General features: G+C 70.8%; 13 protein-coding genes and 1 other RNA gene. 10 read left to right on the forward strand and 4 right to left on the reverse strand.

Annotated features, from left to right (window positions below; all coding sequences use genetic code 11):
- Window positions 1-225: 225 nt before the first annotated feature.
- The 6 genes from ACWC5C_RS00790 (at window position 226) to ACWC5C_RS00815 (ending at window position 4966) form a co-directional block, all read left to right on the forward strand.
- The gene (locus ACWC5C_RS00790; RefSeq protein ID WP_450872424.1) at window positions 226-1260 is read left to right on the forward strand and encodes an ABC transporter substrate-binding protein; all 1035 of its coding nucleotides are present in this window, start codon (window positions 226-228) and stop codon (window positions 1258-1260) included.
- A gap of 90 nt (window positions 1261-1350) precedes the next feature.
- A complete protein-coding gene (locus ACWC5C_RS00795; RefSeq protein ID WP_450872426.1) occupies window positions 1351-2235 on the forward strand; it encodes a Nif3-like dinuclear metal center hexameric protein in 885 nt (294 codons plus the stop codon).
- 46 nt (window positions 2236-2281) lie between these two features.
- Window positions 2282-3025, forward strand: a complete 744-nt coding sequence (locus tag ACWC5C_RS00800) for a zinc ribbon domain-containing protein (protein ID WP_450873214.1) — start codon at window positions 2282-2284, stop codon at window positions 3023-3025.
- A gap of 5 nt (window positions 3026-3030) precedes the next feature.
- Complete coding sequence (locus tag ACWC5C_RS00805; protein WP_450872428.1) at window positions 3031-4224, forward strand: bifunctional RNase H/acid phosphatase; 1194 nt, start codon at window positions 3031-3033, stop codon at window positions 4222-4224.
- Between the two features lie 56 nt (window positions 4225-4280).
- Window positions 4281-4571, forward strand: a complete 291-nt coding sequence (locus tag ACWC5C_RS00810) for a hypothetical protein (protein WP_450872430.1) — start codon at window positions 4281-4283, stop codon at window positions 4569-4571.
- Window positions 4553-4966 (forward strand): DNA-binding protein, encoded by a 414-nt coding sequence (locus ACWC5C_RS00815; protein WP_450872431.1) that lies wholly within the window; start codon window positions 4553-4555, stop codon window positions 4964-4966. Before ACWC5C_RS00810 ends, ACWC5C_RS00815 begins: the two co-directional genes overlap by 19 nt.
- Before the next feature lie 156 nt (window positions 4967-5122).
- Here the strand turns inward: ACWC5C_RS00815 and eda are convergent, their stop codons facing one another.
- The 3 genes from eda to ACWC5C_RS00830 all read right to left on the reverse strand — a co-directional run bounded on the left by eda (window position 5123) and on the right by ACWC5C_RS00830 (window position 8601).
- Window positions 5123-5770, reverse strand: a complete 648-nt coding sequence (eda, locus tag ACWC5C_RS00820; protein ID WP_450872433.1) for a bifunctional 4-hydroxy-2-oxoglutarate aldolase/2-dehydro-3-deoxy-phosphogluconate aldolase — start codon at window positions 5768-5770, stop codon at window positions 5123-5125.
- 284 nt (window positions 5771-6054) lie between these two features.
- Entirely contained in the window at window positions 6055-6852 is a 798-nt protein-coding gene (gene yaaA, locus ACWC5C_RS00825; RefSeq protein WP_450872435.1) for a peroxide stress protein YaaA, read from the reverse strand.
- Window positions 6853-6918: 66 nt separating this feature from the next.
- The gene (locus ACWC5C_RS00830; protein ID WP_450872437.1) at window positions 6919-8601 is read right to left on the reverse strand and encodes a glycoside hydrolase family 13 protein; all 1683 of its coding nucleotides are present in this window, start codon (window positions 8599-8601) and stop codon (window positions 6919-6921) included.
- Window positions 8602-8727: 126 nt separating this feature from the next.
- Between ACWC5C_RS00830 and rnpB the strand changes: the two genes are divergently transcribed.
- Window positions 8728-9132: RNase P RNA component class A (rnpB, locus tag ACWC5C_RS00835), an RNA gene on the forward strand.
- Between the two features lie 265 nt (window positions 9133-9397).
- On the opposite strand, the gene ACWC5C_RS00840 is transcribed toward rnpB, so the two are convergent.
- A complete protein-coding gene (locus ACWC5C_RS00840; RefSeq protein WP_385438490.1) occupies window positions 9398-9685 on the reverse strand; it encodes a WXG100 family type VII secretion target in 288 nt (95 codons plus the stop codon).
- Between the two features lie 250 nt (window positions 9686-9935).
- Here ACWC5C_RS00840 and ACWC5C_RS00845 point away from each other — a divergent pair, with 250 nt between their 5' ends.
- Genes ACWC5C_RS00845 through ACWC5C_RS00855 form a run of 3 tightly spaced genes read left to right on the forward strand, consistent with a single transcriptional unit; the run spans window position 9936 to window position 16387 of the window.
- On the forward strand, window positions 9936-14663 hold the full coding sequence (locus ACWC5C_RS00845; RefSeq protein ID WP_450872439.1) for an FtsK/SpoIIIE domain-containing protein: 4728 nt from the start codon (window positions 9936-9938) through the stop codon (window positions 14661-14663).
- 53 nt (window positions 14664-14716) lie between these two features.
- A complete protein-coding gene (locus tag ACWC5C_RS00850; RefSeq protein ID WP_450872440.1) occupies window positions 14717-15028 on the forward strand; it encodes a hypothetical protein in 312 nt (103 codons plus the stop codon).
- Between the two features lie 3 nt (window positions 15029-15031).
- On the forward strand, window positions 15032-16387 hold the full coding sequence (locus ACWC5C_RS00855; RefSeq protein ID WP_450872442.1) for a putative T7SS-secreted protein: 1356 nt from the start codon (window positions 15032-15034) through the stop codon (window positions 16385-16387).
- Window positions 16388-16394 lie beyond the last annotated feature (7 nt).

The following is a 16394-nucleotide window of genomic DNA, read 5'->3' on the forward strand; positions in this document are numbered from 1 at the left end:
CAGTCACCTCCGGCCACTGAACGTAGGTTTCGTACCCCCTCCCGGTGGCCGATAAGGGGTCGGCTCCACCCTTACGTGTGGCTGTTGCCCGATTCGCCTGAGAGGTCGGGGATGAATGTGCTGTAAGGGGCCGATCCGCGGTGCGATTAAAGTAAGGCCTGCCTAAGTGCCACGCCTGAGTGTCATGCCTCAGTGCCACCGTTCGCACGACCCCTGGAGCACCAGATGTCCGTACACCGCCGCGGCAGCGCCGCCCTCGCCCTGGCCCTGGCCGGGGCCCTCTCCCTCGCCGCCTGCGGCGCGTCCGACGGCGGCGAGGACGGCGCCAAGGGCAACGGCGGCGGGGGCAAGTCCGTCGCGCAGGGCGGCAAGGACTTCGGCAAGGCCGCCGAGCAGACGGCGAAGCTGGGCACCGACGCCAAGCCCGGCCAGTTCCCGCGCACGGTCACCCAGGCCATGGGGAAGACGGAGATCAAGAGCAAGCCGAAGCGGGTCGTGGTGCTCGACGTCGGCGAGCTGGACAACGTCGTCTCGCTCGGCCTCAAGCCGGTCGGCTACGCGCCCGCCGAGGGCGACCAGGCCCTCCCCGGCTACCTCAAGAAGGAGGCCGGGAACCCGAAGAACGTCGGCACCATCAACAACCTCAACCTGGAGGCCATCAACGCCCTCCACCCCGATCTGATCCTCGGCAGCAAGCTGCGCGCCGAGCCGCTGTACGACGAGCTGAAGCAGATCGCCCCGACCGTCTTCTCCATCCGCCCCGGCTTCACCTGGAAGGAGAACTACCTCCTCAACGCGGCGGCCCTGGACCGCACCGCCGAGGCGAAGCGCAAGCTGGACGCGTACGAGACGAAGGCGAAGCAGCTGGGCGAGGACATCGGCCCGAAGAAGCCGACCGTCACCATGCTGCGCTTCATGCCGGAGATGACCCGGCTCTACGCCAAGGCCTCCTTCATCGGCACGATCCTCCAGGACGTCGGCCTGCCGCGGCCCAAGAACCAGCAGATCGACGACCTGGCCACCGAGATCGGCCCGGAGCGGATCAACGAGGCCGACGCGGACTGGATCTTCACCGGGGTCTACGGCGACGCCAAGGCCACCAAGCAGGACCAGGCGGAGTCCAACCCGCTGTGGAAGAAGCTCAAGGCGGTCAAGGCGGGCCAGGCCAAGAACGTGCAGGACGAGACCTGGTACCTGGGCCTCGGCGTCACCGCCGCCGACCGGGTGCTGGACGACCTCCGCGGCTACCTCGTCCGCTGATCCCCCGTCAGCCCCGCTCCCGGAGCGGCGGTCGCGCTGAGTGAAGGCAGGGGCAAGGCTTCCCGGTGATCTGGGAGGTAGCCTTGCCCCGTGCCCGCTCTCACCGATGTCCTCGCCGCCCTCGACGCCCTCTGGCCGCCCGAGCGGGCGGAGCAGTGGGACGCCGTCGGGACGGTCTGCGGGGACCCCGACGCCCAGGTCAGCCGCGTGCTGTTCGCCGTCGACCCCGTCCAGGAGGTCGCCGACGAGGCGGTGGCGCTCGGCGCCGATCTGCTGATCACCCACCACCCGCTCTATCTGCGGGGCACGACCACGGTCGCCGCCTCCACCTTCAAGGGGCGGGTGGTGCACACCCTGATCAAGCACGACATCGCGCTGCACGTCGCGCACACCAACGCCGACCGCGCCGACCCCGGCGTCTCCGACGCCCTCGCGGGCGCGCTCGACCTGCGGGCCGTCCGCCCGCTGGTGCCGGACCCGGCCGACCCGGCCGGACGCCAGGGGCTCGGCCGGATCTGCGAACTCGACCGCCCCGAGACACTGCGCGAGTTCACCGAGCGCGCCGCCGCCCGGCTGCCCGCCACCGCGCAGGGCATCCGCGCCTCGGGCGACCCGGACCGTACGATCCGTACGGTCGCCGTCTGCGGCGGCTCCGGGGACGGCCTGTTCGCCGAGGCACGCGCGGCCGGAGTCGACGCGTACCTCACCGCCGACCTGCGCCACCACCCGGCCTCCGAGGCGCGCGAGCACAGCGACCTCGCGCTGGTCGACGCCGCGCACTGGGCCACCGAGTGGCCCTGGACCGAGCTGGCCGCGGCGCAGCTCGACGAGGTCTCCGACCGGCACGGCTGGGGCCTGCGCACCCATGTCTCCCGCAAGGTCACCGACCCCTGGACGGCCCACGCCGCGGCCGCCGCCCCGTTCCGGGCCTTCGCGCCCGCCCCCGCCTCGGCCTCATCGGCCTCACCGGCTTGAGGCCCCGTAATCCTTCGTCCCCTTCGACCACCCCTGGAGCCCCCCGCTGAACGCCGCGCCCGCAGACCAGATCCGCCTGCTCGACGTCCAGGGCCTCGACGTACGGCTCTCGCAGCTCGCGCACAAGCGCACGACGCTGCCCGAGCACGCCGAACTCGACACCCTGACCGCCGACCACACCCAGCTGCGTGACCTCCTCGTCGCCTCGCAGACCGAGGAGAGCGACACCGCCCGCGAGCAGACGAAGGCGGAGCAGGACGTGGACCAGGTGCGCCAGCGCGCCGCCCGCGACCAGAAGCGCCTGGACTCCGGGGCCGTCACCTCGCCCAAGGACCTGGAGAACCTGCAGCACGAGATCGCCTCCCTGGCCCGGCGCCAGAGCGCCCTGGAGGACGTCGTCCTGGAGGTCATGGAGCGCCGGGAGTCCGCTCAGGAGCGGGCCACCGAGCTGACCGGCCGGGTGGAGTCCCTCCAGGCCAAGATCATCGATGCCACGGCGCGGCGTGACGCGGCGGCCGAGGAGATCGACGCCGAGATCGCGACCATCACCAAGGAGCGCGAGGTCATCGCCGGGACCGTCCCCGCCGATCTGCTGAAGCTCTACGACAAGCTGCGCGGGCAGCAGGGCGGCGTCGGCGCCGCCCGGCTCTACCAGGGGCGCTGCGACGGCTGCCGCCAGGAGCTGGCCATCACCGAGCTGGCCGAGGTCCGTTCGGCCGCCGCGGACACCGTGGTCCGGTGCGAGAACTGCCGCCGCATCCTGGTCCGTACGCCCGAGTCGGGGCTGTAAGTCCCATGGCACGGCGTCGCTTCATCGTCGAGGCCGACGGCGGCTCCCGGGGCAACCCGGGGCCCGCCGGGTACGGCGCGGTCGTCCTGGACGCGGTGACCGGCGAAGCGCTCGCCGAGGTCGCCGAGTACATCGGCACCGCCACCAACAACGTCGCCGAGTACAAGGGTCTGATCGCCGGTCTGCGGGCCGCCCACGCCCTCGACCCGGAGGCGGACGTCCACGTCCGCATGGACTCCAAGCTGGTCATCGAGCAGATGTCCGGCCGCTGGAAGATCAAGCACCCGGACATGCGGCCGCTCGCCGCCGAGGCCAAGGGGCTCGTGCCGCCCGGCCAGGTGACGTACGGCTGGATCCCGCGCGAGAAGAACAAGCACGCGGACCGGCTCGCCAACGAGGCCATGGACGCGGGCAAGCGGGGCGAGCAGTGGCAGCCGAAGGTGCCGCCGGGCGGCACCCTCGCCACGGCCGCCCCCGAGGCCTCCGCCGCCGACGACACCCTCGCCGAGCCCGCCGCCCCCGACGCCCCGTCGGCGGCGGTGGCCCCCGTCCGGGGTTGGGGCGCCGCCGACCTCGGCACGCCGACGACGTTCGTCCTGCTCCGGCACGGCGAGACGCCGCTCACCCCGGAGAAGCGCTTCTCCGGCAGCGGCGGCACCGACCCCGGCCTCTCGCCGGTCGGCCACCGCCAGGCCGAGCTGGTCGCGGCGTCCCTCGCCGCGCGCGGCACCATCCAGGACATCGTCACCTCGCCCCTGAAGCGCTGCCGCGAGACCGCCCAGGCGGTGGCCGCGCGCCTCGGGCTCGACGTCCGCGTCGACGAGGGGCTGCGCGAGACGGACTTCGGCGCCTGGGAGGGGCTGACCTTCGCCGAGGTCCGCGACCGCCACCCCGACGACCTCGACGCCTGGCTCGCCTCCGCCAAGGCCGCCCCCACGGGCGGCGGCGAGTCCTTCGCGACGGTCGCCCGCCGGGTGGCCCTCTCCCGCGACAAGCTGATCGCGCGCTACGCGGGCCGTACGGTGCTCCTCGTCACCCACGTCACCCCGATCAAGACCCTGACCCGGCTGGCCCTCGGCGCCCCGCCGGAGTCCCTGTTCCGCATGGAACTCTCGGCGGCGTCGCTGTCGGCGGTGGCGTACTACGGCGACGGGAACGCGTCGGTCCGCCTCCTGAACGACACGTCCCACCTGCGCTAGCGGGCCCGGGCCTTTGCCGACCGGGCACTTTCCTACTCGTTTGATAAAGTGGGCTCATGCCAGAGGCTGAGGAGTCGTACAGCATCGGTGAGGGGCCGGCCACGCGGGTCAGCCTCTCCCTCCCCGAAGGGACCGCCGAGGCGATTCGTGCCCGCGTCGGCAAGCGGGAATTCTCGGCGTTCATCACCGGAGCGGTGGAACGCGAGCTGCGCGGTCAGATTCTGGACGAGTACCTGGCCGATTACGAACGGCGCAAGGGTCCGGTCTCGGCGGAGGCACAGGAGCGGGCGCGTCAGGTCTTCGACGAGGTGTTCGCCGAGGGTGAGCAGTGGCCCGCCGCAAGCTGAGCCACGACGGGACGCTCATCCTGGACAGTGAGGGCCTCTCCAAGCTGCTGGGCGATGACGAATCGGTTGTCGCCCTGGTCGCGGAGGCACGGAGGCGGGGTATGGAAGCCGTGGTCTGTGCGCTCACCGTCATTGAGGCCGTTCACGCACGCATCGACAAGGCCCGGCTGGGCTGGGTCCTTTCCGGTCTCCGTGTCCTCCCCGTGGGGGAGGAGGAAGCGAAGGCGGCCTCGGCGCTGCTGATGGGGGCCGGTCTGCACGGTCACAAGTACGCGATCGACGCGGCCGTGGCGGCGACCGCCCTCAAACAGCGGTACCCCGTCGTCATGCTGACCTCCGACGTGGACGACATGACCAAGCTCTGCGGCGACCGGGTGCGCCTGGTTGCCGTGTGAATCGCCTTCCGGAGGTCCCCCGCCGCGTTCAGCGGCGGGTGCCCCCTCCGAACTGCCCAGGCCGACCGGTAGGAGTCCAGGCGGCCGTGTACCGGGCGAGGTTCGGCCTCCCGTAGTCGTGCGCAAGCCGGTCTGTGGTGGCCGCCGTCGGAGTTGTCAGGCCCGCAGCGCCGCCGCTTCCCGCGCCAGGGACTCGACCCGCCCCCAGTCGCCCGCCGCCACCGCGTCCGTGGGCAGCATCCAGGTGCCGCCCACGCAGCCCACGTTGGGGAGCGCGAGATAGCCGGGGGCGCGGGCGGCGTTGACCCCGCCGGTGGGGCAGAAGCGGGCGTCGGGGAGCGGTGAGGCGAGCGAGCCGAGGTAGGCGGTGCCGCCCGCCGCCTCCGCCGGGAAGAACTTCATCTCGGTCACCCCGCGCTCCAGCAGCGCCACGACCTCGGATGTTGTCGAGACGCCGGGCAGCGACGGAATCCCCGAGTCCCGCATGGCCCCCAGCAGCCGGTCCGTCCACCCCGGGCTGACCAGAAAGCGCGCCCCGGCGGCGACTGCGGTGTCCACGTGGCCGGGGCCCAGCACCGTCCCCGCCCCGACGACCGCCTCCGGCACCTCGGCCGCGATCGCCCGGATGGCATCGGCGGCGGCCGGGGTACGGAAGGTGACCTCGATCGCGGGAAGACCCCCCGCGACGAGGGCCCGGGCCATCGGCACGGCGTCGGCCGCGTCGTCGATGACGACGACGGGGATGACGGGGGCGAGGTCGAGGAGGGAGGGGGAGGGCGCGTTGTCGTCTGTCACGGCGACCATTCTGCGGGCGCGCGACATAACCCGCAACGCACGTTGCGGAGGATGCAATGACGTACGCCGCAGACGGTCGGCCGTGCTCTGCGCGCCGCCGCCCGCCCCGCTGCCCGACCGGCCCGGCTCGACGCGTCCGCCTGTCGGCGGCCCCTGCCGCGTGCCCGGCCGCCCCCGGTCATCCGGGCCAACCGCGCTGGCACTCCCACCCGGCATGCCGCGCTCTCGGGCCGGGGCGGGCGCGTTCGCCCGCCCACATGCCACCCATTCCCCGGCTCCGGCCCGGACCGGGGCTACAGCTCCGTCACCACCACGTCCAGGGCCCACGGCCGGGCCGATCGCTGCGGGGGCGTCGTTTCCACCACGTACCCGAAGCCTCGCAGCGTCTCCGTCAGCTCCTCGGGGCTGTTCGGGTCGACCCCGGCCGTCAGGAGGTCGCGTACCATCCGGCCCTTCGTCGCCTTGTTGAAGTGGCTCACCACGGACCGCTTCTCGACCCCGTCCACGATCTTCGACTGCAGCACCCGCACCGTCGCCGTGCGCTCCGCGACCTCGCCCTTCGGCTTCCACGCCGACGCGTACGCCGCCGACCGCAGGTCCAGGACCAGGCCGTTCCCGGCGGCCTCCGGGAGGGCGGTGGCCATCGGCGTACGCCAGTAGGCGCCGAGCGCGCCGAGGCCCGGGAGCTTGACGCCCATCGAGCAGCGGTAGGAGGGGATGCGGTCGTCGATCCGTACCGCGCCCCACAGGCCCGAGAAGACCAGCAGCGAGCGTTCGGCGCGGCGCCGGGCGGCGTCAGGGAGGGTGGCGAGGCCGAGCGCGTCGTACAGCACACCGGTGTAGATCTCCCCGGCGGGACGCGTCCCGGCCGACCACAGCGCCGCGTTCTTGGCGACCTCGCCGCGCAGTCCCGCGCTCAGGCCCAGCACCTCGGCCGCCTTCGCCTCGTCGCCCGAGCACAGCGTGACCAGCTCGTCCAGGACCCGGGCGCGCGCCTCGCCCAGTCCCGGCAGCGACAGCGATCCCAGGTCCAGCGGGGACCCGGAGCCTCCCGTGGCCTTTCCCTCGGACGGCGGCAGCAGGACGAGCACGGGTTCTCCTCGGAGCGTCGGCGGTACGTAGAGCAGGGGCGTCGCCCCAGCCCCGCAGCCTACGGTCTACGCGCCCGCCTCCCGCAGCCAGACCGTGCTGTCCGGCGGCAGCGAGGACGCATCGTCCGACAGCGGCACGCTGCTCAGCACCACCTCGCCCACGGCAGGCAGCGGCACGGCGGACGCCGACAGGTTGGTGACGCTGTGCCAGCCACCGGCGCGGCGGAAGTGCAGCACCCCGGCGCTCAGTTCCGCGACCGAGCCCAGCCACTCCACGGACTCATCCCCGCGCAGCTCCCGCCGCAGCCGCAGCGCGCGCCGGTACAGCTCCAGCGTCGAACCGGCCTCCCCGTCCTGCGCCTCGACCGACAGCTCCCCGAACCCCTCCGGCTGCGGCAGCCACGCGCCGCCCGCGCCGAATCCGTACGACGGGCCGCCACGCGTCCACGGCACCGGCACCCGGCAGCCGTCGCGCCCCTTGACCCGGTGGCCGCTGCGCTCCCAGGTCGGGTCCTGGAGCGCGGCCACGGGCAGGTCGGCGACCTCCGGAAGGCCCAGCTCCTCGCCCTGGTAGAGATACGACGAACCCGGCAGCGCCAGCATCAGCAGCGTCGCGGCACGGGCCCGCCGCAGCCCGAGCGCGAGGTCGGCCTCCGGCTCCCGGCCGTCGGCCAGCAGCCAGGCGTCCCGGCCCGCGCCCGTCAGATCGTCCGGCAGGGCGAACCGGCTGCGGTGCCGGATCACATCGTGGTTGGAGAGCACCCAGGTCGCCGAGGCCCCCGCCGCGCGGGCGGCCGACAGCGCGCCGTCGATGACGGCGTGCAGGGCGGGGGCGGTGAGCGGGGCGCCCAGGAAGTCGAAGTTGAACGCCTGGCCCAGCTCGTCGGCGCGGGCGTACGACACCCGGCGGGAGTTCCGTACCCACGCCTCGGCGACCGCGATCCGCGGCGGGTCGTACTCGTCGAACACCCTGCGCCACTCGCGGAAGATCCCGTGCACCTCGTCGCGGTCCCACAGCGGATGGCTGCCGTCCTCCGGCAGGTCCTCCGGCTCGTAGCCGGGTACGTCGCCGATGTCGCGCAGCGGCTCGGCCAGGTCCTTGGCCAGCCCGTGCGCGACGTCCACCCGGAACCCGGCCACGCCCCGGTCGGACCAGAAGCGCAGCGTGGTGAGGAAGTCGGCGCGCACCTCCGGATGGTCCCAGTTGAGATCGGGCTGCTCGGGGGCGAAGAGGTGCAGATACCACTGCCCGTCGGGCAGCCGGGTCCACGCGGGACCGCCGAAGCACGAGACCCAGTCGGTGGGCGGCAGCCCCCCGCCCGGCCCCCGCCCCTCCCGGAACACATACCGCTCCCGGGCCGCGCTGCCGGGGCCCGCGCGCAGGGCCTCCTGGAACCAGGCGTGGTCGTTCGAGGTGTGATTGGGGACGATGTCCACCATCACCCTGAGCCCGAGCCGGTCCGCCTCCGCGACCATCCGGTCGAAGTCGTCCAGCGTCCCGAGCCGAGGATCGACGTCGCGGTAGTCGGCCACGTCATAGCCGCCGTCGGCGAGGGCGGACGGATAGAACGGGCTCAGCCAGACGGCGTCGACGCCGAGCCCGGCGAGGTACGGCAGCCGACTGGTCACCCCGGGCAGATCGCCGATGCCGTCGCCGTCGGAGTCCGCGAAGCTGCGGGGATAGACCTGATAGATGACGGCCTGCCGCCACCAGCTGCTGTTGTCCTCGCGCACGGTGTCCTCGCTCATGGTGTCGGGCGCTGGCGCCCAGCCGTCGAAGCAGTGTCCCGGGCCGGGGCGCGCCGTGTCGAGAGAGCCGTGGGGCGACTGTCTGAGCCGCCCTGCCCGGGCCGGTACCATGGTCACTACGGCGGACGAGCCGGCCGGGCGGTCGCGTCGGGATTCTTCGGGATCCCGCCGAGGAACGTCCGGGCTCCACACGGCAGGGTGGTGGGTAACGCCCACCCGGGGTGACCCGCGGGACAGTGCCACAGAAAACAGACCGCCGGGGCCGCAAGGCGCCCGGTAAGGGTGAAACGGTGGTGTAAGAGACCACCAGTGCCCAGGGTGACCTGGGCAGCTAGGTAAACCCCACCCGGAGCAAGGTCAAGAGGAGCCACCGCAAGGCGGCTCTGCGCGGATGATCGAGGGCTGCCCGCCCGAGTCCGCGGGTAGACCGCACGAGGCCGACGGCAACGCCGGCCCTAGATGGATGGCCGCCTCCTCGCGGGCCGTAAGGCCCACGAGAGACAGAACCCGGCGTACAGGCCGCCTCGTCCGCCCTCCCCCTTCCCTCTTCCGCCGTATGCGGCGTGCCGCCCACCTTGTCCGTGGCGCAATTCACCGTGGCCGTTATCGGGCTCACAAGGGAAAGAATCACGAAATGCGGGCGACTGTGAATGCTTTGTGGATGCGCTGTAAGAGGTGTGACGGAAGTGGAGATCATGCGGTCACGGAGCGGCCCGGCCGCGTATAACGCGCTCACCCCCTTGCCGCAGAAAGCAGCAAGGGGGTGAGGGAAGGCGCAGCCGCGGCAGTCGCCGGCTTACTTGCCGAGCTCGTGGTCGATGTTCTCGAAGGAGTCCGCCGCCTTCTCCAGGTACTGGGCCAGGCCGTCGAGACCCTCGTTGGTCTTCGACATGCCCTGCTTGAACTCGCTGAAGTCCTGGCCGAACTTCTTCGAGGCCGACCGGGTGACGAAGCCGTTCTCGAGCAGGTCGTCGATGTAGGACTTCAGGTCGTGAAGCTTCTCCTCGATGCGCTCCTTCTCGCGGTTCATCTTCTTCGCGGCGGCCCGCATGTCCTCGTATGTGACATCAAGGTCCTTGGCCATAACGCTTGTTCCCTCCGTTAGACAACCGCGAGGTTCCCCCTCCCGGTATACGCGTGGCGTGCACCGGGTGGTTGGGCGCGCGCCGTTGGGCACCTTAGTCGCTAGCCCGCACAGGGTGCACATAAGTGCAGGACAACGGCCGTTAGCTCGCTCAAAGTGGGCGGTTGTTGACATATGCGGCGGGTGCGCGGACGAGTTTCCGGGGGGATATTCTCTCCTCGGAGAGAGGTATTTCGAGGAGGAGCTAAGTGTGCGTTTGAAGCTGACTGTCGTCGATCCCTATACGAACGCCAGCAAAGACCTCGTCCTCGATGCCGATCCCGAGGCCCGAATCGACGCCGTCGCTTGGGAGTTGGCAGTCCGGGTGCGCGGCGGGGTCGCGCCCGGACAGCCCGGTCCCGTGCTCTGCGTCGACAACCACCCAGTGGACCCCCACCACACCGTCGCCACCTCCCCGCTGCGCGACGGCGCGGTGGTGAGCCTGGACGACCCCTCCGGCACGCTGCCCGGCGAGCAGCCCGGTGTCATCGAACTCCGGGTGGCCGGCGGGCCCGACGCCGGTGCCGTGTACCGGTTCGGCATCGGCCGGTACGACATAGGATCCGGCGAGGGCTGCCAGCTGATCGTCAATGACCCGGAGGTACCCCCGCGCGTCCTGACGCTCTACGTGGTGGCCCCGGACGACCTCCGCCTGGCCGTGCACGTCGGTCAAGGCGGAGAGCCCGGCGGGCCCGGTGCGGCGCCCGAGAGCAAGGGGCCCACGTGCGAGGTGCGGGTCGACGGCAAGCCGGTCGAAGGGCAGCGACTGCGCGTCGACTCCCAGCTCGCCATCGGCAACACCCTGATCGACGTGGCCCATTACACGCCCCCGGACGCGGCCCTCAAGTGGTCCGACGACGGCTCCGGGCTCGACTACAACCGCCCGCCGCGGCTGCGCCCGCCGGAGCGCACCACCAAGTTCCGCCTGCCGGCGCCCCCGAAGGAGTTCGAGGCCCGGCCGCTGCCCTGGCTGATGGCGCTGTCCCCGCTTGTCATGGCCGTCACCATGGCGTTTGCGATGGGGCGCACGACGTACCTGCTGATCGCGCTCTTCAGCCCGCTGATCATGATCGGCAACTACTACTGGGACAAGAAGCACGGCCGTAAGTCCCACGCCAAGCAGGTCAAGGAGTACGAGGAGCACAAGGCCAGGATCGAGCTGGACGCGCAGGAGGCGCTGGTCCTGGAGCGCGGCGACCGCCGCCTCGACCACCCGGACCCCGGCAGCATCTGGGCCAACGCCACTGGCCCCCGCACCCGTCTGTGGGAGCGCCGCCGCAGCGACGCCGACCACCTGCTGCTGCGGGTGGGCACCGGACGGCTGCCCTCCGCCGTCGTCCTCGACGACCCCGAGCAGGACGACCACCGCCGCCAGGTCACCTGGGACATCGCCGACACCCCCGTCGCCCTGCACCTGGGCCAGCTCGGTGTGATCGGCTTCGCGGGTCCCGACGACACCGCCCGCAGCCTGGCGCGGTGGGCGGTGACGCAGACGGCCGCCCTGCACAGCCCGCTGGACGTGCAGTTCTACGTGCTCACCGAGGTGAACGCGCAGCCCGGTTGGGACTGGGTCCGCTGGCTGCCGCATGTCCGTCCGACGGCGCAGGACGCCAACGTCCTCATCGGGAACGACGCCGAGACCGTCGGTGCCCGAATCGGTGAACTCACCCAGATCCTTGAGGCCAGGCAGAAAGCCGCCAAGGAGAACCGCGGCCAGGTGGGCTTCTCCGACCCCGACATCGTCGTCGTCTGGGACGGCTCGCGTCGGCTGCGCTCGATGCCCGGCGTCGTACGGCTGCTGCAGGAAGGCCCGGCCGTATCGATGTACGCGATCTGCCTGGACGCCGAGGAGCGCTTCCTGCCGGGCGAGTGCAAGGGCATCGTGATCGCGGAGCCGCGCACCGCCCGGCACGCCCGGCACGAGCAGAAGGCCGGCGGCGGCGCGAGCGACGCTGTCGAAGCGCTGCGGCAGGCCGCCGAAGCGGAGGAGCGGAAGAAGGCGGCGGCCGAGGCCGACAGGTCGCGCCGGAAGGGGAAGGGGAAAGCGAAGGGGAAGGGGAAGCGGAGGAAGTCGGCCGCGCCCGACACTCCGGCGCTGACCAACACCGCCGCCGTGCTGCTCTCCCTCGACAACCAGAGCGGCACCCCCACCCCCGGGGCGCCGACGGCCGCGGATCAGGTCGACCCCTCCGTGTTGCGACTGCGCGTGCAGCAGGCGGGCGAAAACAAGATCCTGGGCGTACGGCCCGACTTCGTCTCGCCGGCCTGGTGCGACCGGGTGGCCCGGGCGCTCGCCCCACTGCGCGACATCAGCGGTGAGGCGACGGACAGCGCGCTGCCGGACGCCAGCCGGCTCCTTGACGTCATCGGGATGGAGCCGCCGACGGCCGGGGCGGTGGTCGGCCGCTGGCAGACCGGCGGGCAGTCCACGCTCGCGATGGTCGGCGAGTCGTACGATGGTCCCTTCGGCATCGACATCCGCAAGGACGGGCCGCACGGCCTCATCGCGGGTACGACGGGTTCCGGCAAATCCGAGCTGCTGCAGACGATCGTCGCCGCGCTCGCGGTGGCGAACACGCCGGAGAACATGACCTTCGTGCTCGTCGACTACAAGGGCGGCAGCGCGTTCAAGGACTGCGTCCACCTGCCGCACACCGTCGGCATGGTCACCGACCTCGACGCCCACCTCGTCGAACGCGCCCTCGAGTCGCTCGGCGCCGAGCTGCACCGCCGCGAGCACATCCTGGCCCAGGCCGGCGCGAAGGACATCGAGGACTACCAGGACTTGGTGCGCCGTAATCCGGGTATGGCTCCGCTGCCCCGACTGCTCCTCGTCATCGACGAGTTCGCGTCCATGGTCCGCGACATGCCGGACTTCGTCACCGGCCTGGTCAACATCGCCCAGCGGGGCCGCTCCCTCGGCATCCACCTGATGCTGGCCACCCAGCGGCCGTCCGGCGTGGTCTCGCCGGAGATCCGGGCCAACACCAACCTCCGGATCGCGCTGCGGGTCACCGACGGCGGCGAGTCGACGGACGTCATCGACTCGCCCGAGGCCGGCAACATCTCCAAGAACAACCCGGGCCGCGCCTACGTGCGCACCGGCGCGGCCTCCCTCATTCCCTTCCAGTCCGGCCGCGTCGGCGGCCGCCGCCCCGGCACCGTGGACCCGATGACCCTCGCCCCGTGGACCGGGGAGCTGGACTGGGCCGACCTGGGCCGCCAGGCGCTGGTGAAGCCCGCGGCCGCCAAGAGCGAGGAAGAGGAGATCACCGATCTGAAGGTCCTGGTCGACGCCATCCGGGAGGCCAACGCCCACCTGCAGATCCCGCAGCAGCACAGCCCGTGGCTGGCGGCCCTCGCGGAGACCGTGCTGCCGGAGGACCTGCCGCCGGTGCGGGGTCTGGGCGCACTGCCCCCGGCGCCGTACGGCATCGAGGACCTTCCGGCGAGCCAGTCCCGCCGCGCGGCCGCGATCGACTTCGCCACCTTCGGCCACCTGCTCGTCGCGGGCGCACCGCGCAGCGGCCGCTCCCAGGTGCTGCGAACGATCGCGGGCTCCCTGGCCCGCACTCTCTCCTGCGCCGACGTCCACCTGTACGGCATCGACTGCGGCAACGGCGCACTGAACGCGCTGGCCAAGCTGCCGCACTGCGGCGCGGTGGTGGGCCGCAACCAGAGCGAGCGGGCCACTCGCCTGGTCCGCCGCCTTTCGGCGGAGACGAGCAGGCGGCAGGAGCTGCTCGCGCAGTACGGCTTCGCGGACATCGGCGAGCAGCGCGCCGGGGCGCCGCAGGACCAGCGGCTGCCGCACATCGTGCTGCTGCTCGACCGCTGGGAGGGCTGGGTCTCGTCCCTGGGCGAGCTGGCACACGGCGAGCTGACCGACGAGTTGCTGACCCTGATGCGCGAGGGCGCGAGCGTCGGCATCCACTTGGTGATCACGGGCGACCGGCAGCTCCTCACCGGCCGGATCTCCTCGCTGACGGAGGACAAGCTCGCCCTGCGCCTTTCGGACCGTACCGACTTCTCGATGCTGGGCCTCAACAGCCGCAAGGTGCCGGACGAGATCGCGCCGGGTCGCGCGTTCCGCAACGAGACGGGTACGGAGATCCAGTTCGCGCTGCTGAGCGAGGACGCCACCGGACAGGGCCAGAACGCGGCGATCGTGGCCATCGGAGAGGGGACGGCCCACCGGGACGCGGCAGTGCCGCGGGCCCTGCGGCCGTTCCGGGTGGACTCGCTGCCCAGCCGCATCACCTTGAACCAGGCGTGGCAGTACGCCGACCCGGCGGTGTCCGCCTCGCGGCTGTGGGGCCTGGTGGGCGTCGGCGGTGACGACCTGACGGCCTTCGGCGTGGACCTGGCACAGGGACTGCCGGGCTTCGTGATCGCGGGCCCGGCGAAGTCGGGTCGCTCGACCGTGCTGATGAACCTGGCGGCCGCGTTTGTGGGCCGCCGCAGCGCCCGCCTGGTCATCGCCGCCCCACGGACCTCTCCGTTGCGCCAACTGGAGGGCTACAAGGGGGTGTTGGCGGTCTTCACGGGCAGCGACATCGAGGAGGACGAGCTGAAGGAGGCCGTGGCCACGGCGTCTTTGGAGCATCCGATCGTGGTCCTGATCGACGACGGCGAACTCCTTGAGGACTGCGATGCGGAGGACGAGTTCAAGAGGCTGATTGCGACCGGCGCCGACCGCGGCATCGGCATCGTCATCGCCGGCGACGAGGACGACGTCTGCTCGGGCTTCAGCGGCTGGCAGGTCGACCTGAAGAAGTCCAAGCGCGGCCTGCTGCTTTCCCCGCAGGACACGTCGAGCGGCGAACTGATCGGCGTACGCCTGCCCCGGAGCAACGTGGGCGGCCCGGTGACCCCGGGCAAGGGCCTGCTGCACCTGGGGAACGGCGAGGCGTTCACGGTGACGGTACCGATGGGCTGAGGCTGAGCCGCAACGTGAGCTGTTGAACAGGTAAGGACACGGGGAGGGGAAACATGGGTCGCCACGAGCGGCTGGTTGTCGACTACGCGCTGCTTGAATCCTCGAAGAGCAATCTTCGGGAGATCAAGAAGGTCATGGATGACATCGATGATCACAGCGAAGGCATACAGGACATCTGGGGCCACGAGAGCGTCGCCGGCAAGATGGATGAGTTCGTCACCAACTGGGACAACTATCGAGAAAAACTGGTGGAGAGCGTCCAGGAATTGGGGGAGCACGTAGAGGGCGCGCTCAAGAACTTCAAGAAGCAGGACCTCGACTTGATGAACTCAAGCGAGAAAAGCGGGAAAAACGGGGGAAAGTAAGCGATGGGAAACGGTAAGGGCAGGCGCAGGCCGGTCGACTGGCAGCCGCTGGCGGAGAAGGACCCGGTCCCCGGCGACCCGGAAGACATCCGAGCTGAGGTCACCAAGATGAAGGACCTCGCCAAGACCCTCCGCGACCAGGCCCGCATCCTGCGCAAGGCCGAGGACGGCGAGGCGCTGAAGGGCAACTACGCCGACAAGATCCGCGAGAAGTCCGGCGAGCTGGAGAAGCACTTCCGCGAGACGGCGGGCCGTTACGAACGGGTGGTCGGTGACCTCGGCAAGTGGGCCAACGAACTGGAGGGTTTCCAGGAGCGGGCGGACGGGATCCTCAAGGCCGCGAAGCGCGCCGATGAGCACCACGCTGCTGAGGTGAAGAAGAAGGAGGCCGAGGCGAAGAAGGACGACGACAAGAAGGCGCCGGAGGACTCCGACTCCGACAGCCACTTGGCGTCGTACCGCAAGCAGCTGAACGAGGTCATCTCCGAACGCGACACCCGTGCCCAGCACTTTGCCAACAACATCGGTGACGACATCTCGGACGTCATCAAGGACAGTACCTGGGAGAACTTTGCGCAAGGGCTCGATACAGCGCTCGAAGTGATCGGCTATCTCGGACTTGCGCTAGCTGTGATCGCTATCTTCTGCACCCCGGTGGGTTGGGTTGCGGCGCTCGCCACCGCTCTGACATTCGTGAGTTTCGCTGGTCACCTTGTGCTGGCAATCACCGGCGAGGGTTCGTGGACAGACGTTGCCTTCGACGCGCTCGCATTGGCGACGATGGGACTCGGTTCGGCGGCTATGAAGGGCCTCAAAGCCGGCCAGGCTTTGACCAAGACCGCTTCCAAGGCTGCCGCGAGTACTCAAAAGGCTCGCCAGCAGTTCGATCGCTACAAGAACATGCGCAAGCTCCTCGACAAGAACATCACCCGCCACGGAGCCGATTCACAGCGTGGGCAGATGGCGCTGAGGGCCAAACAGCGACTGCGTGAACAGGCCGCCGGTGAGATGCGTGCAGCGAAGCAAGCGGAGGCAAATGCTCCCACGGCGCAGGCGGGCCGGGGACTCGGGGACAAGGAAGGCCGGGAAATTGCCGAGGACGTCAAGCGCATGCAGAAAGATTTCGGTGGGAACAACGTAGATCACGCGGCGAAGGAGGTTAGGGACAGCGCGAAGGCGGTTGAGGCAGGTGCGAAGGAGGCACTGTCGGCGCATGCGAAGTTCCAGATGTATTGGGGCGTAGGTACCGGCGTCGACGCTGTCGACAAGGGGATTGATAATACCTCATCGCTCTTCGGATATGACGGCTACGAGAAGCTCAAAGACGTCCCAACTATTGAAGTGGGGAGCGGATGGTGAGCCACTG

It is taken from the genome of Streptomyces sp. NPDC001700 (assembly GCF_053596435.1).

Coding starts and splice junctions, on each gene's coding strand:
- ACWC5C_RS00790 (WP_450872424.1), top strand. CDS start 226: ATGTCCGTACACCGCCGCGGCAGCGCCGCCCTCGCCCTGGCCCTGGCC.
- ACWC5C_RS00805 (WP_450872428.1), top strand. CDS start 3,031: ATGGCACGGCGTCGCTTCATCGTCGAGGCCGACGGCGGCTCCCGGGGC.
- ACWC5C_RS00810 (WP_450872430.1), top strand. CDS start 4,281: ATGCCAGAGGCTGAGGAGTCGTACAGCATCGGTGAGGGGCCGGCCACG.
- eda (WP_450872433.1), bottom strand. CDS start 5,770: ATGGTCGCCGTGACAGACGACAACGCGCCCTCCCCCTCCCTCCTCGAC.
- ACWC5C_RS00830 (WP_450872437.1), bottom strand. CDS start 8,601: ATGAGCGAGGACACCGTGCGCGAGGACAACAGCAGCTGGTGGCGGCAG.
- ACWC5C_RS00840 (WP_385438490.1), bottom strand. CDS start 9,685: ATGGCCAAGGACCTTGATGTCACATACGAGGACATGCGGGCCGCCGCG.
- ACWC5C_RS00850 (WP_450872440.1), top strand. CDS start 14,717: ATGGGTCGCCACGAGCGGCTGGTTGTCGACTACGCGCTGCTTGAATCC.
- ACWC5C_RS00855 (WP_450872442.1), top strand. CDS start 15,032: ATGGGAAACGGTAAGGGCAGGCGCAGGCCGGTCGACTGGCAGCCGCTG.